Here is a 20026-nt window from a genome sequence, read left to right on the forward strand (position 1 = left end):
GGCGGGCTCAGTCGCGGAGGGCTCAGTCGCGGGGTCGCCCTCAGCTCCCCACCCAGTCGACCTCGAGCCACACCCGGTCGTCGAGGCTGAACACCGCCTCGGGCGCGTCCCGGTCGACGGCGTAGGTGTGCCAGTCGGCGACGTCCAGCGCAATGCGGGGCGCGACGAAGCCCTGTGTCAGCCGCGGGTCGCGGAACGCCTTGACGCCCACCCCGACCTCGGCGGACGGCGCCTCGGAGGGACCCAGGGCGCTCCCGAAGATCTCGAACACGCAGAGCTCCCCGCACCGGAGCTGCCCGGGATCGTCCTCGAACCCGCTCAGCCACAGCGCCGCCATGGAGCGGTCTGACAGCGCCATCCTGGCCCGGATCTCCACCCGGCCGCCCGCCTGAAGCCAGCCCTCGTGGCGAGGCTGCTCCTCGCGCACCGCAGGGGACCCCACCCCCGGCCCTTCGGCGACCGCGCGTCCCGGTTCGGCCTTCGCTGGCCCGACGCGCTAGTCTTGACCCTCGGTGGCGCGCGAACCGAGGTCCTCTGCTGCTCCGGACTCCCAGACCCCCACGGGTCCGGTCCGGACCTGCATCGGATGTCGTCAGCGGGCTGCCAGACGCGAGTTGCTGCGAGTGGTCGCCGGCTCGGATGCGCACGGTCGACCGGCCGTCGTACCCGATCCGCGCGGCACGGCACCAGGCCGCGGGGCGCACCTGCACCCCACGACCGCGTGCTACGAGCTCGCGGTGCGGCGGCGAGCCTTCTCTCGAGCCCTCCGGCTGGAGACGGGGCTGGCCACCACACCGGTGGGCGAGCACATCGCCGGCCTCGCGTCATGACCAGCAGCAGGACCCGACAAGGAACTGGAGCACCCGCTCATGAGCACTCGATGAGTACCTCCCGATGAGTGTGCACCACCACTAGCGGTCCGACGCCCCTTCTCCCGCCCGGGAGCCCAGGGACTCGGGCCAGAAGGAGCAGCGTTCCAACGTGGCTAAGACCCGAGTCCACGAACTCGCCAAGGAGTTCGGAGTCGAGAGCAAGTTCGTTCTCGAGAAGCTCAAGGAGATGGGTGAGTTCGTCAAGTCGCCGTCGTCGACGATCGAGCTCCCCGTCGAGATGCGCTTCAAGAAGGAGTACGGCGAGAAGCTGAAGGAGGCGGCCGAGGCCAAGGCCGCCACCGCGAAGCCCGCCGAGAAGCCGGCCGCCAAGGCCCCGGCGAAGCCCGCCGCCAAGCCCGGCCCCGTCAAGCCGGCCGCGGCGCCCGCCGAGCCCGAGGCGGAGAGCCCGGCCCCCGCCGAGGTGCCCGCCGCGCCCGTCGAGGCCATCGCCGACGAGGGCCCCGAGGAGCCGCCGGCCCCGGAGGCGCCCGCCGCTGACGCGTCGTCGCCCGCGCCGCGTTCCTCGACCCCGGCCCGCGCCCGGTCGGGCGCCCGGGTGCGCCTCGTCCGGGCAACAACCCGTTCGCGTCCGCCCAGGGGATGGGCCGACGCCCCGACGCCGGGATGCCCCGTCCGCCGGCCGCGCGCGGCGGAGAGCCGCCCCGGCATGCCGCGCCCCAACCCGGCGATGATGCCCAAGTCACCGGCCGCCTTCGGCTCCGGTCCCGGCGGCCGGAGTGCTGCCCCGGGTCGCGGCGGTGCGCCCGGCCGTGGCGGTGCCCCCGGTCGCGGCGGTGCCCCCGGTCGTGGTGGCGCCGGCGCCGGCGCCCCTGCCCGCGGTGGTGCCCCCGGCGGTTTCGGTCCGTCCGGCGGTGGTCGTCCGGGCGGCGGTCGTCCCGGCGGTCGTGGCTCCACCCAGGGCGCCTTCGGTCGTCCCGGCGGCCCGTCGCGCCGTGGCCGCAAGAGCAAGCGGCAGCGCCGTCAAGAGTTCGACAACATGGAGGCCCCGACGATCGGCGGCATCCGCGTCCGCAAGGGCAACGGGGAGACCGTGCGCCTGGCCCGGGGTGCGTCGCTCACCGACTTCGCCGAGAAGATCAACGTCGACGCCGCCTCGCTCGTGCAGATGCTGTTCCACCTCGGTGAGATGGTCACCGCGACCGAGTCCGTCAACGACGAGACGCTGGAGCTGCTCGGCGAGGAGCTCAACTACGTCGTCCAGGTGGTCTCGCCCGAGGACGAGGACCGCGAGCTGCTCGAGTCCTTCGACCTGGAGTTCGGCTCCGACGAGGGCGACGAGTCCGACCTCGAGGTGCGGCCGCCGGTCGTGACCGTGATGGGTCACGTCGACCACGGCAAGACCAAGCTCCTCGATGCGCTGCGCAACGCCAACGTCGTCGACAAGGAGGCCGGTGGCATCACCCAGCACATCGGCGCCTACCAGGTGCACACCACCGTCGACGACAGCGACCGGGCCATCACCTTCATCGACACCCCCGGTCACGAGGCGTTCACCGCCATGCGTGCCCGAGGCTCGCAGTCCTCGGACATCGCGGTCCTCGTGGTCGCCGCCGACGACGGTGTGATGCCGCAGACGGTGGAGGCGCTCAACCACGCCAAGGCGGCCGGCGTCCCGATCGTGGTGGCGGTCAACAAGATCGACAAGCCCGAGGCCGACCCGACCAAGGTGCGGGGCCAGCTCTCCGAGTACGGCCTGGTCCCCGAGGAGTACTCCGGCGACACGATGTTCGTCGACGTCTCCGCCAAGTCCGAGCTCAACCTCGACAAGCTGCTCGAGGCGATCGTGCTGACGGCCGACGCCAGCCTCGACCTGCGGGCCAACCCCGACCAGGACGCTCAGGGCCTGGTGGTCGAGGCCCACCTCGACAAGGGTCGCGGTCCGGTGGCGACGATCCTGGTCCAGCGCGGCACGCTGCGGGTCGGCGACTCGATCGTCGCCGGGCCGGCGTTCGGCCGGGTCCGGGCGATGCTCGACGAGAACGGCGAGCCGATGGAGGAGGCCGATCCCTCGCGTCCCGCGATGGTGCTGGGTCTCTCCGCGGTGCCCGGCGCCGGCCAGAACTTCCTGGTCGTCGACGACGACCGGATGGCCCGCCAGATCGCCGAGAAGCGGGAGGCCCGCGAGCGCGCGGCCATGCAGGCCAAGCGCCGCGTCCGCCGTACCCTCGAGGACTTCATGGCCTCCATGGAGCACGGTGAGAGCCAGGAGCTCAACCTCATCCTCAAGGGCGATGTGTCCGGTTCGGTCGAGGCCCTCGAGGATGCGCTGGCCAAGATCGACGTCGGCGACGAGGTGTCGCTGCGGGTCATCGACCGCGGCGTCGGCGCCATCACCGAGACCAACGTGATGTTGGCGGCGGCGTCCGACGCGATCATCATCGGCTTCAACGTCCGCCCGCAGGGCAAGGCGAGCGAGCTGGCTGACCGCGAGGGTGTGGAGATCCGCTACTACACGGTGATCTACCAGGCCATCGACGAGATCGAGGCGGCCCTCAAGGGCATGCTCAAGCCGGAGTTCGAGGAGCAGACCCTCGGACAGGCGGAGATCCGGGCGATCTTCCGGTCGTCCAAGATCGGCAACATCGCCGGTTGCATGGTGACCAGCGGCCTGATCCGGCGCAACGCCAAGGTCCGCCTGATCCGCGACGGCTCGGTGGTGGCCGACAACCTCGACCTCGCCTCGCTGCGCCGCGAGAAGGACGACGCCTCCGAGGTCCGCGAGGGCTTCGAGTGCGGTCTGGTGTTGCGCAACTTCCAGGACATCAAGGAGGGCGACATCGTCGAGGCCTTCGAGATGAAGGAGATCCCGCGCGGCTGACGCGGAGTCGTTCGCCGCTTCACCATGCTGAGCGGGCAACGCTGCACTTCGCACGACGGGTTCGTCGTGCGAAGTGCAGGCTCGGCAACCTGACATGGTGAAGCCCCACCCCCCCTGAGCAGGAGCAGTCATGAGCAACCCCCGGGTCCGCAAGATCGCCGACCGGATCCAGGTGATCGTCGCGGAGATGCTCGAGCGTCGGATCAAGGACCCCCGGCTGGGGTTCGTCACCGTGACCGACGTCCGGGTCACCGGCGACAGCCAGCAGGCCACGATCTTTTACACCGTCCTCGGTGAGGAGGAGTCCATGGCCGGGACCGCCGCGGCGCTGGAGTCCGCCAAGGGCCTGCTCCGGTCCGAGGTCGCCAAGCAGCTCGGCATGCGGCACGCCCCGACGCTCGACTTCGTCCACGACGCGCTGCCCGAGACCGCGCGGCACCTCGACGAGGTGCTGGCCGCCGCACGGGCCTCCGACGAGGAGGTCGCGGCCAGGCGGGCGGGCGCGGCGTACGCCGGCGAGGCCGACCCCTACAAGAAGCACGACGAGGAGCCTCTCGAGGACGCTTCCGCCGAGCCCGCCGAGGCCGACGGGGAGTGAGCCGGTCGGGCCTGCTCGTCGTCGACAAGCCCGGTGGGCTGACCTCGCACGACGTCGTCGGGCGGGTACGCCGGCTCGCCGGGACCCGCAAGGTCGGCCACGCCGGGACCCTCGACCCGATGGCCACCGGAGTCCTGGTCATCGGGGTCGGCCGGGCCACCCGCCTGCTCGGTCACCTGATGCTGACCGAGAAGGCCTACGACACGACGATCCGGCTCGGCGAGACCACGAGCACCGACGACGCCGAGGGGGAGCCGGTCGCCGCCGCCGACGCGAGCGGCCTCGACGAGGCCGCCGTCCGGGAGGCGCTCGCCGGCTTCGTGGGGGAGATCCAACAGCGCCCGTCGGCGGTGTCGGCGATCAAGGTCGACGGCAAGCGCGCCTACCAGCGGGTCCGCGACGGGGAGGCCGTCGAGCTCCCCGCCCGCCCGGTCACGATCCACGAGCTCGTCGTGGCTCGGGTCAGCCACCCCGGGTCCACGCTCGACGTCGACCTCAGCGTCCGCTGCTCGTCGGGCACCTACATCCGGGCCATCGCCCGCGACCTGGGCGAGGTGCTCGGCGTCGGCGGCCACCTCACGGCCCTGCGGCGCACCGCCGTCGGGCCGTTCACGCTGGCCGACGCCCGCACGCTCGACCAGCTGGCCGAGTCCTTCGACGTGCTCGGCCTCGACGCGGCGGCCCGGCGAGGTTTCGCGTCCTGCGATCTCACTGCCGACCTGGCCGACGACGTTCGGGTCGGCCGACGCCTGCCGCTCCACCTGGGCGCGGCCGGTCCGGTGGCCGTGTTCGCGCCGACCGGCGAGTTCCTCGCCCTCTACGAACAGCGCGGCGACCTCGCCCACCCGGTCGCCGTGTTCGTCGGGTGAGCGATAGTCCGCGACGCAGCGCACCATCTGGACCCCCGGGACCGGGGCCTTACGTAGCGGACTATCGCCGTTGTGGCAGGCTGCGCAGGTGCAGATCTGGAGGCGGCTCGAGGAGGTGCCCGCGGGGCTCGGCCCCACGGTCGTGACCGTCGGCAACTTCGACGGCGTCCATCTCGGACACCAGCACGTGATCCGCCGCGCCCGCCAGGACGCCGACGACCGGGGCGCCGAGCTGGTGGTGGTGACCTTCGATCCGCACCCGTTCGCGGTGCTGCGGCCCGAGCACGCGCCGGTGATGCTCACCCCCCTCGACGAGCGGCTCCGGCGGCTCGGCGACCTCGACGTCGATGCGGTGCTGGTGCTGCCGTTCAGTGTCGAGATGGCAGCCTGGACTCCCGAGGAGTTCATCGACCGCGTGCTCGTGGGTGCCTTGCACGCGACCGCGGTCGTGGTCGGCGCCAACTTCAGGTTCGGTCACCGGGCAGCGGGCGATGTCGCGCTGCTCGTCGAGGCGGGCCGGGCGCGGGGGTTCGAGGTCGACGGTCTCGCGCTCGACGGCGGACCCCAGGTGTGGTCGTCCACCTACGTGCGCGGCTGCCTCGCGGCCGGTGACGTGGAGGGTGCGGCCGAGGCTCTGGGCCGGTCGTTCCGGGTGCGCGGCGTGGTCGTCGAGGGCGACCGGCGAGGTCGTGAGCTCGGCTATCCCACCGCCAACGTCCCGACGAGCGCGCCGGCCGCCGCCCCGGCCGACGGCGTGTACGCCGGCTGGCTGAGCCGCGTCGACACCGGGGAGCGCTGGCCTGCCGCGATCTCGGTGGGCACCAACCCCACCTTCGACGGGGAGCGACAGCGGCGGGTCGAGTCCTATGTGCTCGACCGCGACGACCTGCGGCTCTACGGCGTCGAGGTCGAGGTCGAGTTCGTCACCCGGCTGCGCGAGATGGCGCGCTTCGACGGCGTCGAGGAGCTGCTGGCCGCCATGAGCGACGACGTACGCCGAACGCGTGAGGTTCTCGGCGTCTGATCCGGCGGAGGCCTCGATGCCCTGGGGTCAGGCGTCGAGGTCCTGCTCGACCATCGCGGCGATCGCGTCCATCGCCGCCTCGTCGTCGGACGCGACCTCGACGGTGTCGCCGCACTTGGCGCCCAGGGTCATCAGCATCAGCGCCGAGGAGGCGTCCATGCCGTTGATCGTCACACTCGCGTCGAGCTTGCCGGCCGCCTCGGCGATCAGCGCAGCGGGGCGGGCGTGCAGGCCGACGGAGGAACCGACGGCGACGGACTTGCTGGGCATGGATGCTCCTTCGGTCGATGGCCCGCAGGCCGTGGTGTGGGTCACACAGTAGCGACGACGGCGTCAGGCCGGCGCCAGCGAGGCCACCCGGACGCGGTCCACGTGCACCTGCGACGGGTCGGGGATGGTGGTGCCCGGGAGACCGGCTGCGGCGCTGCCGTAGGCCACCGCCCAGGCGAGCCGCTCCGGCGGGGAGAGTCTCCGCTCGTCTCCCAGCAGGTAGCCGAACAGGCTCGAGTCGCCGGCGCCCACGGTGCTGACCACCTCGACGGGAGGAGCGGCCGCGTGCCAGGCGCCCTCGTCGGTGACCAGCACGGCGCCGTTCCCGCCCAAGGTCGCCAGGACGGCGCCTACGCCTCGCTCCACGAGCACCTTCGCCGCCTCGGCGGCCTCGGCCGGCGTCCCCTCGAGCGCGTCGCCGTCGGCGCCGGTCAACGACGCGAGCTCCTCGCCGTTGGGCTTCATCAGGTCCGGCGCCGCGCCGGGGAAGCCGGCGACCAGGGCCTCGAGCGGGTCCTCGGAGGTGTCGACCGCCAGCCGGGCTCCCGAGGGGCGCAGCAGCCGGACCAGGCTGGCGTACCAGTCGCTGGGCGCCCCGGGCGGCAGCGACCCGGCCAGCACCACCCAGGACGCGTCGTCGGTGTGGTGGAGCAGTGCCTGTGCCATCGCGTCGAGCTCGGGACCGCCGACGGTCGCCCCGGGGCTGTTGAGCTTGGTGGTGGTGCCGTCGGGCTCGGTGATCGCGATGTTCATCCGGATCTCGCCCGCGGGCAGCGTCGGGTGGCTCGGGATCCCGGCCGAGGTGAGGTCGCGGACGAACGGGTCGTCGTCGGCGGCCGGGAGCACGGCGACCGTGGCGAGGCCGGCCGACACCGCCGCCCGGGAGATGTTGACGCCCTTGCCGCCGCTCTGCTGGGTCACGCTCACGACCCGCTGCACCGCCCCCCGGGCCAGCGGACCGGCCAGGGTGACGGTGCGGTCGAGACTCGGGTTGGGCGTGAGCGTGACGATCATGCGACGACGACCTCCAGTCCGACGGATTCGAGCTCGGTACGACGGTCGGGCTCGAGGCCGTCGTCGGTCACCAGGACGTCGACGTCCTCGAGCGCGGCGAACCGGATGGTGCGTTCCTGGCCGATCTTGCTGGAGTCGGCCATCACCACGACTCGCTGGGCGCAGCCGACGATCGCGGACTTGGTGGCGGCCTCGGTCTGGTCGGGGGTGGAGAGCCCGTGGGCCAGCGTGATCCCGTTGGTGCCGACGAAGGCCAGGTCGGCGCGGATCCGGGACAGCGCCTGCACCGTCTCGACCCCCACGGCGGCCTGGGTGTTGCGGCGGACCCGCCCCGGAAGCAGGTGGAGCTCGACATGGGGCAGCTCGGCCAGCCGTGCGGCCACCGGCACGGAGTGGGTGAACACCGTGAGTGCTCGGTCGCGGGGGAGGGCCTCCGGCAGCAGCGCGGTCGTGCTGCCGGCGTCGATGACCAGGGTCGCCTCCGCGTCGGGCAGCAGGGCGGCGGCCGCGACGGCGATCCGGCGCTTCTCCTCGGTGTTGGCGGCGTCACGGTCGCTGAGGAGCTGCTCGAGGACGGTGAAGGAGTCGATGGGCAGGGCGCCGCCGTGCACCCGCCGCAGCAGCCGGCGAGACTCCAGCAGCGACAGGTCGCGGCGCACCGTCTCCGTCGTGACGGCGAACTCGTGCGCGAGGTCGTTGACCGAGACCCTGCCGCGCCGCGCCACGAGCTCGGCCATGGCCTGCTGTCGCTCCTCGGCGTACATGTCGCATCCCGTCTGTCCGGAGGTCGGGCCGGCACGCAGGTCCGGGCACGTGCGACGCCGGATCTGTGTTTGGATCTGCGTTTGTCTTGTTTTAGTCCCGAATCCCTTGACTGTCAAGGAGCGGGAGGATTGACTGTGGCTATGACGAGCGCCACAGCCACCGAGACCCTGCACGGTACCCCCGTCGTCCCCGGAGTCGCCTTCGCTCCCGCCCTCGTGGTGCGAGGCGAGGTCTCGGCCGAGGCGATCGAACGCTTCGGAGACGGTGGCTTCGCCGATGCGGACGCCGCGATGGCAGCCTTCGACTCGGCCGCCGAGGCGGTCGCTGCGTCCTTCACGGCGAAGGCCGACAAGGCCTCGGGGGCCGCCCACGAGGTGCTCACCGCGAGCGCGGGACTGGCCCGCGACAAGGGGCTGCGGGGCGCGGTGGCCACGTCGGTCAACGGCGGCAGCGACCTGGTCGCGGCGGTCCGCGCCGCGGTCGCCCAGTTCGTCGAGATCTTCACCGCGATGGGCGGCCTGATGGCCGAGCGCGCCACCGACCTGCGCGACATCGAGCGGCGGGTCATCGCGCACCTGGTCGGCGAGCCGGAGCCGGGGGTGACCGTCCCCGACGAACCGTCGATCATCGTCGCCGTCGACCTGGCGCCGGCGGACACCGCGGGCCTGGACCCGGCCACCTGCGTGGGTCTGGTGACCGAGCGCGGCGGGTCCACCAGCCACACCGCGATCATCGCCCGCCAGCTCGGCATCCCGTGCATCGTCGGCACCCACGGCGTCATGGAGGTGCCGGCCGGTACGCCGCTGCTCGTCGACGGCCGCGACGGCACGGTGCAGACCCATCCCGACGCCGCCGAGGCCGAGCAGCGCGCCGCGGCCGACCGAGAGGCGCGCGCCCGGCTCGACGCCTGGACCGGTCCGGCCGCCACGGCCGACGGCACTCCCGTCAAGCTGCTCGCCAACGTCGCCGACGGCAGCTCGGCCGAGTCGGCCTCGGGCGCTCCGGTGCAGGGCGTCGGCCTGTTCCGCACCGAGCTGTGCTTCCTCGACCGTCAGGACGAGCCGTCGGTGGAGGAGCAGGCGGAGATCTACGGTGGCGTGCTCCGCCCCTTCCACGACACCGGCTATGTCGTGGTCCGCACGCTCGACGCCGGCTCCGACAAGCCGATCGCCTTCGCCAATATGGAGGACGAGGAGAACCCCGCGCTCGGCGTCCGCGGGCTGCGGCTCTCCTTCGGCAACCCCGAGCTGCTCACCCGCCAGCTCGACGGCATCGCGCTGGCCGCCGAGCAGACCGGGACCGAGACCTGGGTAATGGCGCCGATGGTGGCCACCGTGGCCGAGGCGACCGACTTCGCCGAGCAGGTGCGAGCGCGCGGTCTGAAGCCGGGCATCATGATCGAGATTCCGAGCGCGGCGCTGTTGGCCCACCAGATGCTGCAGGTCGTGGACTTCCTGTCCATCGGCACCAACGACCTCACGCAGTACACCATGGCCGCCGACCGGATGGCGACGGACCTGACCCACCTCACCGACCCCTGGCAGCCCGCGGTGCTGCAGCTGATCGCGATCACCGCCGAGGCCGGACGCCAGGCCGGCAAGCCGGTCGGCATCTGCGGTGAGGCCGCCGCCGACCCGTCGCTGGCGTGCGCGCTGATCGGGATGGGCATCACCTCGCTGTCGATGGCCGCGGCCGCCGTCCGCCCTGTCGGGGCGCAGCTCTCGGCCGTCACGATGACGACCTGCCAGGAGGCCGCCGAGGCGGCCCTCGCCGCGGTCGACCCCGCGGCCGGCCGGGCCGCCGTCCGCGCCGTGCTCGAGGCCAGCGCCTGACCGACCTAGGGCGCCCCGGTGGCCTCGACCGTCACCGGCGTGCCCGAGAAGGCGGCGTTGCCGCTGACGTCGAGCCGCTCGCCGTCGGTCAGGTCGTTGATCGAGACGCCGTCGACGGCCTCGGCGCGCGACATCCGCGCGCCCGCTCGGCCGTGACCGAAGCCGTGCGGGAGCGACACCACGCCGGGCATCATCGAGTCGCTCGCGCTGACCTCGGTCTCGACCGCGCCCACGCGTGACGCGATGCGCACCCGGTCGCCGTCGGCGAGTCCGCGGTCGGCCAGGTCGTCGGGATGCATGAGGAGCTGGTGGCGCGGACGGCCCTTGGTCAGCCGGACGCTGTTGTGCAGCCAGGAGTTGCAGTCCTGCTGGTGTCGCCGACCGATCAGCAGCAGGCCGTCGGGCTCGGGCGCGGCCGCCTCGTCGAGCCGGCGGCAGTCGGCCAGGACGAGGTCGGGGGCGAGCCGGAGGCGGCGGTCGCGCGTCTGCAACGCTCCGGGCAGCCGTCCGGGCTCGAGCGGCCCCAGGTCGACACCCTCGGGCTGTGCGAGCAGCTTCTTCAGCGTCACCCCGGAGCGGCCGCGACGCAGCAGCCCGGCGACGAGCGTGCGCGGGCTGAGCCGGAGCCGCGCCTCGAGAGCGAGGCGGCGCCGCAGTGGCGGCTTGCGGTCCAGCCGGGCGACCAGCCGCAGCGCCAGGTCTCGGTAGATCTCCCAGTCGTGCCTGGCGTCGGGGTCCTTGGGCAGGACGGCGGGAGTGAACCTCGCGGTGTTGCGCACCGCGAGGGTATGGAAGACCAGGTCGTAGTGGTCACGCTCCAGCAGCGTCGTCGGCGGCAGGATCACGTCGGCGTGCCTCGTGGTCTCGTTGACATAGAGGTCGATGGCGGCCCGGAAGTCCAGGCCCGGCAGCGCGGCATCGAGCGCGGCGCCGTCGGGCGTCGACAGCACCGGGTTGCCGGCCACCGTCAGCAGCGCGCGCACCTGTCCCTCGCCCGGGGTCTCGACCTCCTCGCGCAGCGCGGCGACCGGCAGCTCGCCGCCGATCTCCGGGAGGCCGCGCACCCGGCTGGCCCACCGACCCACGTGGCCGCGGCCGACCAGACCGGTGCCGACCACGTCGATGGCGGGGGAGGTGAACATCGCCCCGCCCTCGCGGTCGAGGTTGCCGGTGAGCACGTTGAGCAGGGTGATCGCCCAGACGCAGACCGAGCCGTGCGGGTGGGTCGAGATCCCGACCCGGCCGTAGGCCACCGCCCGGTCGGCCGCGGCCAGCTCATGGGCCACCCGCCGGATCGTCTCCGCGGGGACCCCCGAGGCCGCCTCGGCGCGCTCGGGGGTGAACGGAGCCACCGCCAGCCGGACCGCCTCCACTCCCTCGGCGTACGCCGGAACGTCCGCGACCAGGTCGTCGGCGAACAGCACCTGCAGCATCGCCAGCAGGACGTGGGCGTCGGTGCCGGGGCGGACGAAGACGTGCTCGCTCGCGACCCTGGCCGTCTCGGTGCGCCGCGGGTCGAACACCACCATCCGGCCCCCTCGGGCCTTGAGGTCGCGGAGCCGCTGCGCGAAGTCGGGCACCGTCATCAGCGAGCCGTGGGAGGCCATCGGGTTGGCGCCGAACACCAGGAAGTACGACGTCCGGTCGATGTCGGGGACCGGCAGCATCAGCTGGTGGCCGAGCATCAGGTGGGCCAGCAGCTGGTGGGGCAGCTGGTCGACGCTGGTCGCGGAGTAGCGGTTGCGGGTGCCGAGCGTCCGGACCAGCGCGGTGCCGTGGGTCATCGAGCCCAGGCTGTGCACGTTGGGGTTGCCCAGATAGACGGCCACCGCGTCGCGCCCGTGCCGGTTGATGGTGGCGGCGAGCGCGTCGGCCACCAGGTCGAGCGCCTCGTCCCAGCCGATCTCCTCCCAGCGGTCGCCCGCCGGGTCGCCGTCGGGGGAGGGGACCCGCCGGACCGGCCGCCGCAGCCGGTCGGGGTCGTCGTACACATCGGCGAGGGCGACACCCTTGGGGCAGAGGTGGCCCCGCGAGAGCGGGTCGTCGGGGTTGCCGCGGATGCCGGTGACCCGCGGCCCGGTGCCGGTGTCCTCGACCGTCAGCCGGAGCCCGCAGATCGCCTCGCACAGGTTGCACACACCCACTCGCGTCTCCACCCGGGCATCGTGCCACGTCGCGATCCCACGGTTGACTCGTGGCGACAGGCTGTGCCTACACTCCCGCCCACGCTCCCGCGGGGGGAGCCAACGGGGAAGAGGTTGTCGATGCGTCGACTGGTTGTGCTGTTGCTCATGCTGTCGCTGTTCGGGCTGCCGGCCGGAGTCGCGTCCGCCGAGTCCGGGGCAGGAACCCGCGTGGATCAGGCCTCGGCCCGCACCGGCACGGTGGTCCTGGTCGCCGAGAACCGCACCCAGAGGTACCACCTGACGAAGACGATCCCCACGGGCAACCGCCGGTGTCTGGTGGTCCACTCGAGGGGCAAGATGCGGGTCTGGTACGTCAAGAGCAAGGACGCGATCCTCGGCACCGTCTACCGCAGCTTCACCAACCCGCGGATCATCAAGCCGCGCCTCCGGCTGGCCACCTACAACAAGTGCGGCGCCGGCCGCGTCCTCAAGAAGGTCCAGGACCTCGACCTCGTTCACAAGTTCTACTACTACGGATGCGGGATCACCTCCGGCACGATCAGCGTGACCGGTTCGGTCAGTGGGTCCGGCCCGGGGCTCGGCGTCGGCGCAGGCGTCACCATCCAGTGCGGCCAGGAGTCCGTCGCTCGGGTCGAGATCGACGACCTCTTCGAGAACGACTCCAGGTTCTCCTGGTCGACGGGCCAGACCGCCAAGTGGAAGAAGAGCAAGCTGACGACGGCCAGCAAGGTGACGATGTGCATCGACTCGGACCTGTGGTGGCGTGTCGTCACCCATCCGGCATCGGGCGTCAACATCAAGGACGACGACAAGTACATGGGTCAGGCCTGCGTCAGCGCGACCTAGGCGGACGTCCCGTTTTGGGGGCTCACGACCGACGCTGATAATCTTGCGCGGTTGCCGTGCAACGGCCGCGGATCGAGAGTGCCCGGGTGAACAGGCCCCGGCGCGCCGCGCAACGAGTCTGAAGAACCAGGAGCCCCCATGTCCGTCGGGACCGATGCTGCGACCAAGCAGCGGATCATTGCCGAGTACGCCACGCACGAGGGCGACACCGGTTCCCCCGAGGTGCAGGTGGCGCTGCTCAGCCACCGCATCTCCCACCTGACCGAGCACCTCAAGCAGCACAAGCACGACCACCACAGCCGTCGTGGTCTGCTGCTGCTCGTCGGCCAGCGCCGGCGGCTGCTCAACTACCTGCAGAAGACCGACATCGAGCGCTACCGCTCGATCGTCGAGCGGCTCGGCCTTCGTCGCTGAGTCATCCGGAGCGGTCGCCCCAGGCGGCCGCTCCTGCCACATCCGGAGGACCTCGCCTGCGGGGCCACGCGGCCCCCGAGCGCTAGGCTCGCCGGAGACAACTGAACACACAACCATCAGGAGCGACCCGCGCGTTCGCTCCGGTCCTCGGTAGTGGCCTTCGGAGTCGGCAGACGACCCCGCGGGCCTCGATCGAAGACCGGCACCATTGCGGGACGTGTCGCGGGTTCGCTCCGCGAAGAGAAAGGGACCACACCTTCGTGGAACCCACCGTTTCCGCCGTTGAGACCGTTCTGGACAACGGCAAGTTCGGCAAGCGCACCATCAAGTTCGAGACCGGTCTGCTGGCCCGGCAGGCTGCCGGCGCCGTGACCGCCTATCTCGACGACGACACGATGCTGCTCTCGGCCACCACGGCCGGCAAGCAGCCCAAGGACCAGTTCGACTTCTTCCCCCTCACGATCGACGTCGAGGAGCGGATGTACGCCGCGGGTCAGATCCCCGGCTCGTTCTTCCGCAGCGAGGGTCGCCCGGGCGAGGACGCGATCCTCACCTGCCGGCTGATCGACCGCCCGCTGCGCCCGACGTTCAAGAAGGGCCTGCGCAACGAGGTCCAGGTCGTCATCACGGTGATGGCCCTGGAGCCCGACCACCCCTACGACGTGCTGGCGATCAACGCCGCGTCCATGTCCACCCAGCTCTCCGGCCTGCCGTTCTCCGGCCCGGTCGGCGGCGTCCGGGTGGCCCTCATCGAGGGCCAGTGGGTGGCCTTCCCCAACCACAGCCAGCTCGAGCACGCCGTGTTCGACATGGTGGTGGCCGGCCGGGTCACCGAGACCGGTGACGTGGCGATCATGATGGTCGAGGCCGAGGCGACCGAGACCACCTGGGACCTCGTCCACTCCGGCGCGCAGGCGCCGACCGAGGAGATCGTGGCCGGCGGCCTCGACGCCGCCAAGCCGTTCATCAAGCAGCTCTGCGAGGCGCAGGCCGAGCTCGCCAAGGTCGCCGCCAAGCCGGTGGCCGAGTTCCCGATCTTCCTCGACTACGAGGACGACGCCTACGACGCCGTCGAGGCGGCCGCCAAGGACGACACCGCGGCCGCGCTGACCATCGGCGGCAAGCAGGAGCGCGAGGAGCGCCTCGACGAGATCAAGGCCTCCCTCCTGGCGCAGCTCGGCGAGCAGTTCGCCGGCCGCGAGAAGGAGATCGGCGCCGCCTACCGCTCGCTCACCAAGGCGCTCGTCCGCGAGCGCGTGCTGCGCGACAAGATCCGCATCGACGGCCGCGGGCTGGCCGACATCCGGCCGCTGCACGCCGAGGTCGGCGTGATCCCGCGGGTGCACGGCTCGGCGCTGTTCGAGCGCGGCGAGACGCAGATCCTGGGCGTCACCACCCTCAACATGCTGACGCTGGAGCAGAAGCTCGACACCCTGTCGCCGGAGAAGACGCGACGCTACATGCACAAGTACGTCTTCCCGCCGTTCTCCACCGGTGAGACCGGCCGGGTGGGCTCGCCCAAGCGCCGCGAGGTCGGCCACGGTGCGCTGGCGCGCCGGGCGCTGCTTCCGGTGCTCCCGACCCGCGAGGAGTTCCCCTACGCCATCCGGCAGCTGTCCGAGGCGATGGGCTCCAACGGCTCCACCTCCATGGGCTCGGTCTGCGCCTCCACGATGTCGCTGCTCAACTCCGGTGTGCCGCTGCGCGCCGCGGTTGCGGGCATCGCGATGGGCCTGATCTCCGGCGAGGTCGACGGCGAGACGCAGTACGTCGCGCTCACCGACATCCTCGGCGCCGAGGACGCCTTCGGCGACATGGACTTCAAGGTCGCCGGCACCCGCGAGTTCGTCACCGCGCTGCAGCTCGACACCAAGCTCGACGGCATCCCGGCCGAGGTCCTCGCCCAGGCGCTGACCCAGGCCCGCGACGCCCGCCTGGCGATCCTCGACGTGATGAACGAGGCCATCGACGCGCCCGAGGAGATGAGCCCGCACGCCCCGCGGATCATCACCATGAAGGTCCCCGTCGACAAGATCGGCGAGGTCATCGGCCCCAAGGGCAAGGTGATCAACCAGATCCAGGACGACACCGGCGCCCAGCTGACCATCGAGGACGACGGCACGATCTACATCGGCGCCACCAACGGGGAGGCCGCCGAGGCCGCCCGGTCCGCGGTCAACGCGATCGCCAACCCGACGATGCCCGAGGTCGGCGAGCGCTACCTCGGCACGGTCGTCAAGACCACCAACTTCGGCGCCTTCGTGTCGCTGCTCCCGGGCAAGGACGGCCTGCTGCACATCAGCAAGCTCCGCGCCCTGGCCGGCGGCAAGCGCGTCGAGGCGGTCGAGGACGTCCTCTCGGTCGGCCAGAAGGTCCAGGTCCAGATCGCGGAGATCGACGACCGCGGCAAGCTGTCCCTGGTCCCCGTCGTCGACGAGTCCGACGCCGACGGGTCCGACTCCGAGGAGTGACGAACGGCGTGAGCCGACGCAACGACGCAGCGACCCGCCCGGGGGCCTCCTCGGGCGGGTCGCCCGCTTCCCCCACCCCGCCGCGGCCGACGACCCGCACGCTGCACACCGAGCGCGGACGCGACGGCCAGGTCACCTCCCGCACCCGGCGCACGGTGCTGCCGAGCGGGCTGCGCATCGTGACCGAGGAGATGGCCGGCGCCCGGTCCGCGAGCATCGGGATCTGGGTGGGCGCGGGCTCTCGCGACGAGTCGCCGACGCTGCACGGCTGCTCCCACTTCCTCGAGCACCTGCTCTTCAAGGGCACCCACGAGCGCTCGGCGCTCGACATCTCGGTGGCGATGGACGCGGTCGGCGGCGAGCTCAACGCGTTCACCGCCAAGGAGTACACCGTCTTCCACGCGCGGGTCCTCGAGGAGGACCTCCCCCTCGCGGTCGACGTGCTCGGTGACATGGTCACCGGGTCGCTGCTGCTGCCCGAGGACGTCGAGGCCGAGCGTGAGGTGATCCTCGACGAGATCGCCATGCACGAGGACGACCCCGACGACGTCGTGCACGACCTGTTCGCGGCCACCGCCTGGGGCGACTCACCGCTGGGCCGCCGGATCGCCGGCACCACCGAGTCGATCGCCCGGCTGAGCCGCGAGCAGATCCTCCGCTTCTCCCGCCGCCACTACCGTCCCGAGCGGATCGTGGTGGCGGCCGCGGGGGCGTTGGACCACGCGGCGGTGGTCCGGCAGGTGCGGCGCGCGTTCGGGAGGCACGGCTTCCTCGACGCCCCGGCCGAGCCGGCGCCGGTCGAGACCACGTCCCGCACACGACGTACCCACAGCGGCGCGGCGGCCGCCGACCGCTCGCTCGAGCAGGTCAACCTGGTGCTCGGGGTGGGTGGGCTGACCCGGAGCGACGATCGTCGCTTCGCGTTGGGCGTGCTCAACGCGGCGCTCGGCGGTGGCACCTCCTCGCGGCTGTTCCAGGAGGTCCGGGAGCGGCGCGGCCTGGCCTACTCCGTCTACTCCTTCGCCCACCACTACCGCGACGCCGGGCTCTTCGGCGTCTCCGTGGGCTGCCTGCCGGCCAAGCTCGATGACGTGCTGGCCACGGTCCGGGCCGAGCTGGCTCGGGTGGCCGCCGACGGGCTGCGCGACGAGGAGGTGGCCTGGGGTCAGGGCCAGCTGCGCGGCGGCCTGGTGCTGGGCCTCGAGGACCCCGGGGCGCGGATGTCGCGGCTCGGCAAGGGCGAGCTGGTGCACACCCGGATGCTGCCGCTCGACGAGGTGGTGGCCCGGATCGAGGCGGTCACCCCCGACGACGTACGCCGGCTCGCAGGCACGCTGCTGTCCCGTCCCGAGATCCTCGCGGTCGTGGGCCCGGGCGTCACCGGCTGAGGGCCACGGTCAGGCGCTGAGGGCCAGCCCGGCGCAGGCGATCGCCCACAACGAGCTGGCGAGGGTGCCGATGATGAAGCGCTCCGCGGCGCCCGAGTCCTCGCGCACCCGCAGCTCGGGGTAGCGGCCCAGCCCCTTGAGGGCGAGCAGCACGGCCAGCCCGGGCGGCCAGCCCGCCACCACCGTGGCATAGACCGCGGCGCGCTCCAGCGCACCGATCCAGGCGCCCCCGCGGAGCACCTCGCCGGCGCCGCGCAGCGACCCCGGCTGGTCGCTCTGGTCGCGGTCGACCCAGGCGAAGATGGCGGTGGCCACCGGCCCTCCGCCGAGGACGGCGAGCAGCCCCGCGACGACCAGCAGCACCGCGCTCATGGCGGACGTGACCGGCTCGGTCTCGAGCACCGCCGCCAGCACCCCGCCGGCCAGCGCCGCGGTGGCCGCGGCCGCAGGCAGCGTGGGGCGGGGGAGCACCCAGCCCGCGAACGCGGCCAGGCAGCCGACCCCGGCCAGCAGGATGGCGGCTGCGGTCACCGGTCGGCTCCGGGCGCCGTGAGCAGCAGGGCGGCGAGGTGACCGACGAGCTCGCGACCGCGGCGGCCCTCGGCGATGCCCGCGGCCCGCGCCCGTTGGCTGACCGCGGACTGGCTGATGCCGAGCTTGCGGGCGGCCTCGTCGTAGGTCAGGTCGCGCTCGAGCAGGTCGGCGACCTCCCATCCCTTGGGAGTACGCCGGCCGAGCACCGCCGCCCAGAGCCACAGCGCGCTCTCGAGGTGGCGAGCCCGCTCGTCGTCGCCGACCACCCGCAGGTGCCACGGGCTCGACTTCGCGGCGGTCACCGCCTCGCGGGCACACACGTAGGCCGGGCCGCGGCCGGCCCGGGCATGTGCCGGCAGCGGCAGCTCGACCGGACCGAGGCCGAGGCCGACGTTCCACTCCTCCGTGCGCAGCAGCGGCTCGAGCACCTCGGCCAGCGCGGCGGCGTCGTCGAGGACCCCCTGGAACTCGTCGCCGGCGGTGCGCTCGAAGGGACGCAGCATCGGCACCGCGGCCAGCGCGGCGAGCGCCTCCGGGACCAGGTCGGGGCCGCGTCGGCTGGACCGCTGGTCGATGGTGAGGACGAGCACCTGCATGGGACCAAGATTAGATCAGAAACTTATGTGGTGCAATATCAGGTCTGAGCCTTACTTTCTCCCGATCAGACCGATCACCGGTGGTGCCTTCTGCTCCACGACCGAGACCCGGAAGCCGACGGCGGTCAGGGCGGATGAGGCCTTGCGCACGATCTCCGGCACCAGTTCGGGTCGAGCCTCGTAGAACAGGAAGATCGAGCCCCCGGGGACCAGCCGCTCGTGCAGCAGCGCGACCTCGTCGGCGCACTCACGCACCCAGAACAGGTTGACGTTGAACGCGAAGACCTTGGTGAGCCGCTTGACCGGCACTCGCAGGGTGGCCAGGTCGATCTGCCGGACGGTGAGCCGCCCCGCGTCGACGTACTTCTGGTTGCGGCGACGGGTCCGGTCGACGCCGGACTCGGAGCGGTCGATCGCGAACAGCTTGCCGGTCTCCAGCAGGTCGCAGATGGCCTCGGCGCCGGCACCCGGCCCGCAGCCGATCTCCAGGACATGGTCGTCGGGCTGGATGTCCATCGTGTCGACGGCCCACCGGATGCGGGGCGGGATCTGCTGCCGTGCCATGGGCCCCAGCCTGCCACCACTCGGCCCACGAGTCAGGCACCGCCACCCGGGCGACCGTCGGCGGCGCTACCGTGAGCCGTCGAAGGTCCACCTCGCGAAGCGGTCAGGAGGGTCCGGTGGCGGGCGAGACGGTGCAGGGTCCCGGTCAGGGGCAGGGGCAGGGGCAGGGGCAGGCCGAGGGGCAGGCGCAGGAGCGGGACGGTGCGGAGGCGGTCCGCGTCGGGGTGCTCGGCGCCCGCGGCAAGGTCGGCAGCGAGGTGTGCCGCGCGGTCCGGGCCGAGCCGGGACTGGCGCTGGTCGCCGAGGTCGACGCCGGCGACCCGCTCGAGCTGCTGGTCGAGGGCGGCGCCTCGGTGGTGGTCGACTTCACCCACCCCGACGTCGTGATGGACAACCTGCGCTTCTGCGTCGAGCACGGCGTCCACGCCGTCGTCGGCACCACCGGCTTCGACGAGGACCGGCTGGCCACGCTGCGTGGGTGGCTGGGTGAGGCGCCCGGCGTCGGGGTCCTGGTCGCTCCGAACTTCTCGATCGGGGCGGTGCTGATGATGCGGTTCGCGGCCCAGGCGGCGCCGTACTTCGAGTCGGTGGAGATCATCGAGCTGCACCACCCCGACAAGGCCGACGCACCCTCCGGTACGTCGGCGCGCACGGCGCGGCTGGTGGCACAGGCGCGCCGCGCCGCCGGGTCGGCGCCGATGCCCGACGCCACGTCCACCGGGCTCGACGGGGCGCGCGGTGCCCTGGTCGACGGGGTGCCGGTGCACAGCGTCCGGGCGCGCGGACTGGTGGCTCACCAGGAGGTGGTGCTCGGCGGGGTGGGGGAGACGCTCACCCTCCGGCACGACTCGCTGGCGCGCACGTCGTTCCTGCCCGGCGTGCTGGCCGGCGTCATGGCGATCGCCGGCCGGCCCGGGCTCACCGTCGGGCTGGAGGAGCTGCTCGACCTGGGGTGAGCCCGGCCGGCGACCAGCGCCCGCTGG

18 protein-coding genes and 1 pseudogene are annotated in these 20026 nt (G+C 72.5%); 11 read left to right on the forward strand and 8 right to left on the reverse strand.

Translation table 11 applies throughout. From position 1 onward, the window contains the following. Positions 1-40: 40 nt before the first annotated feature. Positions 41-358, reverse strand: coding sequence for a hypothetical protein (locus R2740_RS05845; protein WP_371301753.1), 318 nt, complete (start codon positions 356-358; stop codon positions 41-43). Positions 359-512: 154 nt separating this feature from the next. Between R2740_RS05845 and R2740_RS05850 the strand changes: the two genes are divergently transcribed. The 5 genes and pseudogenes from R2740_RS05850 (at position 513) to R2740_RS05870 (ending at position 6202) form a co-directional block, all read left to right on the forward strand. Then, positions 513-830: a YlxR family protein gene (locus R2740_RS05850; protein WP_371301754.1), complete on the forward strand. Its 318-nt coding sequence runs from the start codon at positions 513-515 to the stop codon at positions 828-830. Positions 831-981: 151 nt separating this feature from the next. Then, a pseudogene (infB, locus tag R2740_RS05855) lies at positions 982-3711 on the forward strand (translation initiation factor IF-2). A gap of 130 nt (positions 3712-3841) precedes the next feature. Continuing rightward, on the forward strand, positions 3842-4309 hold the full coding sequence (gene rbfA / locus R2740_RS05860) for a 30S ribosome-binding factor RbfA (RefSeq protein WP_371301755.1): 468 nt from the start codon (positions 3842-3844) through the stop codon (positions 4307-4309). Further along, complete coding sequence (gene truB / locus R2740_RS05865) at positions 4306-5178, forward strand: tRNA pseudouridine(55) synthase TruB (RefSeq protein WP_371301756.1); 873 nt, start codon at positions 4306-4308, stop codon at positions 5176-5178. Before rbfA ends, truB begins: the two co-directional genes overlap by 4 nt. An 88-nt stretch (positions 5179-5266) precedes the next feature. Next, entirely contained in the window at positions 5267-6202 is a 936-nt protein-coding gene (locus R2740_RS05870; protein WP_371301757.1) for a bifunctional riboflavin kinase/FAD synthetase, read from the forward strand. A gap of 27 nt (positions 6203-6229) precedes the next feature. Here R2740_RS05870 and R2740_RS05875 read toward each other — a convergent pair whose 3' ends face one another. The 3 genes from R2740_RS05875 to R2740_RS05885 all read right to left on the reverse strand — a co-directional run bounded on the left by R2740_RS05875 (position 6230) and on the right by R2740_RS05885 (position 8250). Beyond that, positions 6230-6472: an HPr family phosphocarrier protein gene (locus R2740_RS05875; RefSeq protein WP_371301758.1), complete on the reverse strand. Its 243-nt coding sequence runs from the start codon at positions 6470-6472 to the stop codon at positions 6230-6232. Between the two features lie 63 nt (positions 6473-6535). Then, positions 6536-7486 carry a 1-phosphofructokinase family hexose kinase gene (locus tag R2740_RS05880; RefSeq protein WP_371301759.1) on the reverse strand — a complete coding sequence of 317 codons (951 nt, stop codon included), beginning with the start codon at positions 7484-7486 and terminating at the stop codon, positions 6536-6538. After that, the gene (locus R2740_RS05885) at positions 7483-8250 is read right to left on the reverse strand and encodes a DeoR/GlpR family DNA-binding transcription regulator (RefSeq protein ID WP_371301760.1); all 768 of its coding nucleotides are present in this window, start codon (positions 8248-8250) and stop codon (positions 7483-7485) included. The genes R2740_RS05880 and R2740_RS05885 overlap by 4 nt, the downstream gene beginning before the upstream one ends. A gap of 141 nt (positions 8251-8391) precedes the next feature. On the opposite strand from R2740_RS05885, the gene ptsP reads away from it, so the two are divergent. Further along, positions 8392-10083, forward strand: a complete 1692-nt coding sequence (gene ptsP, locus R2740_RS05890) for a phosphoenolpyruvate--protein phosphotransferase (protein WP_371301761.1) — start codon at positions 8392-8394, stop codon at positions 10081-10083. 5 nt (positions 10084-10088) lie between these two features. Here the strand turns inward: ptsP and R2740_RS05895 are convergent, their stop codons facing one another. Then, entirely contained in the window at positions 10089-12239 is a 2151-nt protein-coding gene (locus tag R2740_RS05895; RefSeq protein ID WP_371301762.1) for a molybdopterin-dependent oxidoreductase, read from the reverse strand. A 108-nt stretch (positions 12240-12347) separates the two neighbouring features. Between R2740_RS05895 and R2740_RS05900 the strand changes: the two genes are divergently transcribed. The 4 genes from R2740_RS05900 to R2740_RS05915 all read left to right on the forward strand — a co-directional run bounded on the left by R2740_RS05900 (position 12348) and on the right by R2740_RS05915 (position 17349). Continuing rightward, positions 12348-13076: a hypothetical protein gene (locus R2740_RS05900; RefSeq protein ID WP_371301763.1), complete on the forward strand. Its 729-nt coding sequence runs from the start codon at positions 12348-12350 to the stop codon at positions 13074-13076. Positions 13077-13214: 138 nt separating this feature from the next. Next, positions 13215-13490, forward strand: coding sequence for a 30S ribosomal protein S15 (gene rpsO, locus R2740_RS05905; protein WP_371301764.1), 276 nt, complete (start codon positions 13215-13217; stop codon positions 13488-13490). Between the two features lie 260 nt (positions 13491-13750). Beyond that, the gene (locus R2740_RS05910; RefSeq protein WP_371301765.1) at positions 13751-15961 is read left to right on the forward strand and encodes a polyribonucleotide nucleotidyltransferase; all 2211 of its coding nucleotides are present in this window, start codon (positions 13751-13753) and stop codon (positions 15959-15961) included. Between the two features lie 8 nt (positions 15962-15969). Then, entirely contained in the window at positions 15970-17349 is a 1380-nt protein-coding gene (locus R2740_RS05915; protein WP_371301766.1) for a M16 family metallopeptidase, read from the forward strand. Between the two features lie 9 nt (positions 17350-17358). On the opposite strand, the gene R2740_RS05920 is transcribed toward R2740_RS05915, so the two are convergent. From R2740_RS05920 to R2740_RS05930, 3 genes are read right to left on the reverse strand one after another with little or no spacing between them, the layout of a single operon-like run. Next, on the reverse strand, positions 17359-17880 hold the full coding sequence (locus tag R2740_RS05920; RefSeq protein WP_371301767.1) for a hypothetical protein: 522 nt from the start codon (positions 17878-17880) through the stop codon (positions 17359-17361). Beyond that, positions 17877-18479, reverse strand: coding sequence for a transposase (locus R2740_RS05925; RefSeq protein ID WP_371301768.1), 603 nt, complete (start codon positions 18477-18479; stop codon positions 17877-17879). Before R2740_RS05925 ends, R2740_RS05920 begins: the two co-directional genes overlap by 4 nt. Positions 18480-18530: 51 nt before the next feature. After that, entirely contained in the window at positions 18531-19043 is a 513-nt protein-coding gene (locus R2740_RS05930) for a trans-aconitate 2-methyltransferase (RefSeq protein ID WP_371301769.1), read from the reverse strand. 224 nt (positions 19044-19267) lie between these two features. Between R2740_RS05930 and dapB the strand changes: the two genes are divergently transcribed. Beyond that, positions 19268-19999, forward strand: coding sequence for a 4-hydroxy-tetrahydrodipicolinate reductase (gene dapB, locus R2740_RS05935; RefSeq protein WP_371301987.1), 732 nt, complete (start codon positions 19268-19270; stop codon positions 19997-19999). Positions 20000-20026: the final 27 nt, after the last annotated feature.

The sequence above is a fragment of the Nocardioides sp. genome, from assembly GCF_041393715.1.
GTDB lineage: Bacteria > Actinomycetota > Actinomycetes > Propionibacteriales > Nocardioidaceae > Nocardioides.